This is a genomic window from Streptomyces sp. NPDC058964 (assembly GCF_042741275.1).
Classification (GTDB): Bacteria; Actinomycetota; Actinomycetes; order Streptomycetales; family Streptomycetaceae; genus Streptomyces.
In genome coordinates this window covers 1-3,179 of sequence record NZ_JBHYKH010000086.1, presented here as the reverse complement: position 1 = coordinate 3,179, position 3,179 = coordinate 1, and the positions used below count along the sequence as shown (strand labels likewise).

General features: G+C 71.3%; 3 protein-coding genes. 2 read left to right on the top strand and 1 reads right to left on the bottom strand.

All coding sequences use genetic code 11. The features are described 5' to 3' along the window. Positions 1-156 precede the first annotated feature (156 nt). Complete coding sequence (locus ACFW2E_RS13885) at positions 157-897, bottom strand: hypothetical protein (RefSeq protein WP_384465982.1); 741 nt, start codon at positions 895-897, stop codon at positions 157-159. A 353-nt stretch (positions 898-1,250) separates the two neighbouring features. Here ACFW2E_RS13885 and ACFW2E_RS13880 point away from each other — a divergent pair, with 353 nt between their 5' ends. Next, positions 1,251-2,708: a polysaccharide biosynthesis tyrosine autokinase gene (locus ACFW2E_RS13880; protein ID WP_384465980.1), complete on the top strand. Its 1,458-nt coding sequence runs from the start codon at positions 1,251-1,253 to the stop codon at positions 2,706-2,708. After that, a partial coding sequence (locus tag ACFW2E_RS13875) for a hypothetical protein (RefSeq protein ID WP_384465978.1) occupies positions 2,705-3,179 on the top strand: 475 nt, incomplete at its 3' end. The genes ACFW2E_RS13880 and ACFW2E_RS13875, both read left to right, overlap by 4 nt.

Sequence of the window (3,179 nt, the reverse complement as noted above, 5' to 3'; positions counted from 1 at the left end):
CTCCGCCCACCCCCCCCCTCACCGACCCTGTCTCGGGGGGGGCGCCGCGGCCCCTTTTCGGCTGCGGGTCTGGCCCCGGTATGCGTTCCGGCGCCCGGGCCGGGACCGGGACGCCGTACCGCCTTACGGATGTCTTGCTCTGTCATGAACTGCCCGTCATGAGCTGCGGCGACGGCGCACGGCCAGCGTCGTGCCACCGCCCGCCACGAGCAGCGCCGCTGCGGTGCCGCCCACGGCCAGGGCCTTCCCACTGCCCGTCTCCGCGAGGCCTTCGCCGTTGTGGTCCTGAGTCTCGTGCTGGTAGTTCGCCGGGTCGGCGACTACGCCGTGTCCGTGCGATCCGTTCTGTCCGTCGTCATGTCCGTCGTGCCCACCGGGGTGCTCGGGCGTGTCCGAGTGGGTGGGCCGTCCGGTCGGGCTCGGGGTCGGCTTCGGAGGCCTGGTCGGCCTCGGGGGCCTGGTCGGTGTGGGTGTCGGAGTCGGCGTCGGCGTCGGGGTGCTACCGACCCCGCCCTGCACGTAGATGGTGGCGCCGACGCTGACGTCGGGGTTGTCGGCGGTGAGCCGGAAGACGTGCCAGCCGGAGGGGGCTGTCTCCGGGATGGCCGAAGTCCCCGCCACCGAGCCGTCGGCCTCGGCCTGGAAGCGGTCGAGGATGATCGGCGTTGATTCCAGCAGCGCCGTGACGGTCTGCCCGGGCTGGAAAACTCCCGGGGGCGTGTCGAAGCTCAGCAGTTCTCCGGCCGTCACCGTGGTGGTGCTGACGTTCAGGGGCGGGGGCGACCCCGGGTATGGCTGCGCGTAGGCGGCCTGCGCCCCCACCAGGGGCGCCGCGATGAGCATGGCAGCCGATGCTGCCGATGCCAGGGCGACTCGCCATCTGGGCGACGTCGTCATCTTCTTCACTCTCCTCGACTCGGCTTCGGTCCCGGCCAGGCTGCAGCGTTGGCCGTGATCAAGATTTTGGGTACCAAGGTGTTGATACATGGAATAAGTGGGACATATCGATATCTACGGGTACGGCGGCACCCAGAAGCCACCGGATGGTGGAGTGCTTGCCCACCGTTGGTCTACGCCGCGGTGTCGAGCGGCGGGACGGTCTGCGCCACCGGTGTCGTCCGACGGTCCGACATAGGGGTGGCTCCCCCGGTTTGAGCGTGCGAGTCCCTATCTTCGGCTGTGCGCACAGGGACAGAACGTTTCATTTCGGATGGTTCCCTCGGACTGCGAGGGGTTATGAGGGATGCAGCTTGGATCTCCACGGTTTCCTTAAAGCTATTGCCAGACGCTGGCCGACCGTCGTGGTCTGTCTGGTTCTCGCGATCGGGGCGGCGCTCGCCGTGACGGGACTGAGTACTCCCGTCTACGAGGCGAGGACCCAGCTCTTCGTCGCCACCCGCACCAGTGAGGACACCGCGCAGCTGAACCAGGGGCAGAGCTTCTCGCAGGCGCGCGTGCAGTCGTACGCCTCGATCGTGGCGACCCGTCAGGTGACCTCACCCGTGGTGAAGAAGCTGGGGCTGCGCACCACACCGGAGGAACTGGCGTCCCGGATCACCGCCGTCGCCCCGCTCGACACCGTGCTCATCGACATCACCGTCCGGGACACCGTGCCCGAGCGGGCGGCACGCATCGCCAACGCCGTGGCGGAGCGGTTCAGCGCGGTCGTCGAGCGGCTGGAGACACCCAAGCGCACCGTCCAGGGGCCCGGAAAGAACGACACGGACGACGCCCCGCCCGCCTCGCCCGTCTCCCTGGGCGTCACCCAGGAGGCCGTCGCCCCCACCGGTCCGGTATCGCCCCGCCCGCTGCTCAACCTGGCCGCGGGCGTGCTCGGCGGCCTGCTGCTCGGTGCCGGACTCGTCGCCCTGCGCGAGACCCTCGACACCACGCTCAAGACGGGCGAGGCGCTGAGCGAGTTCACCGCGCTGCCGGGTCTCGGCACCATCCCCTACGACAAGAACGCCCCCAGGCAACCGCTCGTCAGCGCCGACGTGCGCTCCAACCGCGCCGAGGCCTTCCGCAAGCTGCGCACCAACCTGCAGTTCTCCCAGGTCGACGACCCGCCGCGGATCATCGTGGTGACGAGTTCGGTGCCCGGTGAGGGCAAGACCAACACCGCGGTGAACCTCGCCCTCTCGCTCGCCGAGGCAGGCGTTTCGACCTGCCTGGTGGATGCCGACCTGCGCCGCCCGTGCGTGGCCAGGACCTTCGGCCTCGTCCGGGACGCCGGTCTGACCACCGTGCTGATCGGGCAGGCCCGCATCGAGGACGTGATGCAGCAGGCCGAGGGCCGGCTCTCGGTGCTCGCCAGCGGCGCCGTACCGCCGAACCCCACCGAGCTGCTCGCCTCGGCGCGCATGGAAGAGGTGCTGCGCGAGCTGGCGGACACCTACGAGGTCGTGATCGTCGACACCGCGCCGCTGCTGCCGGTCGCCGACACCGCCGGACTCGCCTCGCTCGCCGAGGGCGCGCTGCTCGTCGTCCGCGCCGCGAAGACCACCCGGGAACAGGTCCGTACCGCCGCGGAATCGCTGAACCGCCTGGGTGTCCGCCTCCTCGGCACCGTCTTCAACATGGCTCCGGTCCCCAGGGGCGACCGCTACGGCGCCTACGGGCCGTACGGCGAGCTGCCCGCTCCTCGTGTGTCGGATCGCCGGAAGGAGGCCGCCGCGGCCGCGGCGTCGCATCTCGCGGACGAGAAATGACCCGGGTCCTGTTCGTCTGCACGGGCAACGTGCACCGCTCGGTGCTCGCCGAGCGGCTGCTGGCCGCGAGGCTTGCGCCCGGCTCGGCCGTGCGGCCGGAGAGCGCCGGCACGGAGGCGTGGCCCCGGCCCGGCATGGAGAGCTCCACCAGGGCGGTGCTGGAGAAGCTGGGCGGTGACGGCTCCGGCTTTGCGGCCCGCCCGCTCACCGCGCAGCTTGTCGCGGGAGCGGCGCTGGTCCTCGGGCTCGCGGGTGAGCACCGGGAGGCGGCCGTGCGGCTCGCGCCGTCGGCGATGCGGCGCTGCTTCACCCTGAAGGAGTTCGTGCGTCTGGCCGTGGGGGGATCCGGCGAAGCGCGGGGCGGGGAAACGGGCGGGGCAGGTGTGGCGACCGCGCATGGCGGCGTACCGGACGGGGAAGTCCCGCGGGTCGTGGACGGTTTCGACGTCGTAGTCGCGGCCGCGGCCGGCC

Coding starts and splice junctions, on each gene's coding strand:
- ACFW2E_RS13885 (WP_384465982.1), bottom strand. CDS start 897: ATGACGACGTCGCCCAGATGGCGAGTCGCCCTGGCATCGGCAGCATCG.